Annotated in this window: 3 protein-coding genes; all 3 read right to left on the bottom strand. The window is 62.3% G+C overall.

The features are described from left to right. On the bottom strand, window positions 1-1234 hold a 1234-nt coding region (locus ACRXB1_RS34880), incomplete at its 3' end, for an HdeD family acid-resistance protein (RefSeq protein WP_449494633.1). Between the two features lie 83 nt (window positions 1235-1317). Beyond that, complete coding sequence (locus tag ACRXB1_RS34875) at window positions 1318-1701, bottom strand: RidA family protein (protein WP_062172377.1); 384 nt, start codon at window positions 1699-1701, stop codon at window positions 1318-1320. Window positions 1702-1752: 51 nt separating this feature from the next. Further along, window positions 1753-2133 carry a LysR substrate-binding domain-containing protein gene (locus ACRXB1_RS34870; protein ID WP_449494632.1) on the bottom strand — a complete coding sequence of 127 codons (381 nt, stop codon included), beginning with the start codon at window positions 2131-2133 and terminating at the stop codon, window positions 1753-1755. Window positions 2134-2247 lie beyond the last annotated feature (114 nt).

Raw genomic sequence — 2247 nt, 5'->3', positions numbered from 1 at the left:
TCGCCGCGACCCAGAGTTCGGGCGTGACCAGCAGGCGCAGGAACGAACGCCAGCCGGTGTCGCGGCCATGAAAGGTTCCTACCGTCCCTTCCAGCGCGGCCTCCAGCGCATTGGAGACAGGACTGGAACAATTGCGGTAAGTCAGGTTGTAAGTCGGGTCCTCCCGATATTTCTCCCAGAACGCGTTCAGCCGCTCCGGTCGATAGTTCCGGATACGCACGCGTGTCGTGGATTCGCACCAAGCGGTCGACTCCGTCGGGTAGTCCGGCTGGAACACGCCAGGCACGTTGTTCTCGCGCGTCGCACGGAGGATGCGGCCAAACTCGTCGGGCGAGCGATCGATCTCGACCCCCGGATACAGGCTGATATAAATGCCTTCCGGTGATTCCAGCGCCGCGTGGCCGGTGGAAATGACGCCGTTGGCATCGACGGCGGCAATGTAGCGGTCCACGATCAGCCGCCGGTTTGCCTGCGCCCGTGCAGAGCCGACCGGCGTCCAGACGTGCACGGTAAGGGCTTTTTCATCGGCGGCGGGCGGGCCATCCCATTCGAACGGGGCATCGGCTTCGGTGGCACTCGCACTCGCCACGGCTTTCGCGGCTGCCGATTTGTCGGCCATGGCAGGATCGGTAATGACGTCATCGGACAGGGCCAGCGTCTTTTTGGTTTCGGGGGGCAGGCTTTCCATGCGACGCACGCGAAACGCGATCAGCAGCATGTTCCAGCCGCCGAACGCAAGTCCAAGCCCGATCGCATAAGGTGCCGTGCCCACGTAATGCGTCGGATACGGCTGGAAAAAGAAGACAGCAAGCAGGATTTCGATGATCGCCAGCGCCAGCACCATCCTCCATCGGCTGTAACGGACAACGACTGCCGAGACGGATTGCAGCAGGCCATCGGCGAGAAACAAGGTGCCGAAGATCATCGACAATACGAAGTTGCCGTGATGATGACCCGCCATGATCAGCAGCGCCGCCAGCACGAAAGCCGCACCCTTCACGTAACGCAGTGTTCGCTGGCCGCCAACGCCCGTAACCGCCGCGGCAAGCGTTGCGATGCCCTCGATCAGCAACAGCCACGCGAAAAAGTGAATGGGAAAGTAGAGGACGCCATCGAGGGCATCGATGAAAACGAGCACGCCGATCACGAGCCAGATGCCGCCGGCCACTGCCAGCGTGATCCATCGGCGGCGCAAGTAGTCGACGCCCAGCAGCAGCAACACGAGTTGGATCATGACGTCACCCTCGATGGACCCGCGTGATTGATACAACCCGGCCATGATAAAAGCGATACCGCGCGGCGCCAACTCACTGCCGGCTATTCAACCCAGGCGCGCGCCGCGATCTCGATCAGATATCCATAATGCAGCGCGCCGACCGGCACCACTGCCCGAGCCGGTTTCCACTCGCCGAAGTGGCTCGCGTAGATCTCGTTGAACGCCTTCCAGTGATCCACGCCGACCAGATAGACAGTCACCTCGATCACATCCTGCAGACCCGCGCCGGCCGCGGCCAGCACCGTGCTGACGTTTTCGAGCGTTTGCCGCGCCTGCTCTTCGAACGGCAAGTCGCCGGTATGCGTGCCGTCGGGGCGCATCGGCAACTGGCCGGAAACGCAGATGAGATTGCCGGCGCGCGTGGCATGGCTGTAATGGCCGGCGGGAACCGGAAGGCCCGGTGCGTTGATTCGTTCGATAGGCATGAATAGACTCAAATATCAAGAAAGGTCAGACGGCAGCATACGACCACCGGCTCACAGCACCAACCGTCCCGCAAGAAAATCGAGGAAGGCCTTGGCGCGTCCGGCCATCGACGCGCTCTGGTAAAACACCGCGCTGACCGGTTGCCTGACGTCGAGCCACGCGCTGTCCATGACGGTCCGAAGGCGCCCGCCCGCGACATCGGCGTGGGTCATGTAGGACGCGAGACATACGATACCGCCGTCGGCGAGAGCAAGCTGGCGCATGGTTTCCCCGCTCGACGCCGCAATGTCCGGCACGATCCTGAAGCGGACGGCGTCACTGAGCAAAGGCCAGTCGTTCAGGCTCTCGGGCGCGGTAAATCCGATCAGCCGATGTCCCTTCAACTCCGCCACCGTTCGCGGCTCGCCGTGCTCGGCATTGCGCCAGCACATCAAACGCGCCGAAGTCTTATCCCCCAGCCAAATCCGGCATCTTCTTCGAGTCACTGACGCCACCAGCCGTCACCCGGAACGCGATGCGGTTATTTTGCTATTAGGGTTGGCATG

The organism is Caballeronia sp. M23-90, from assembly GCF_053574605.1.
This window is presented reverse-complemented; position numbering and strand designations above follow the sequence as displayed.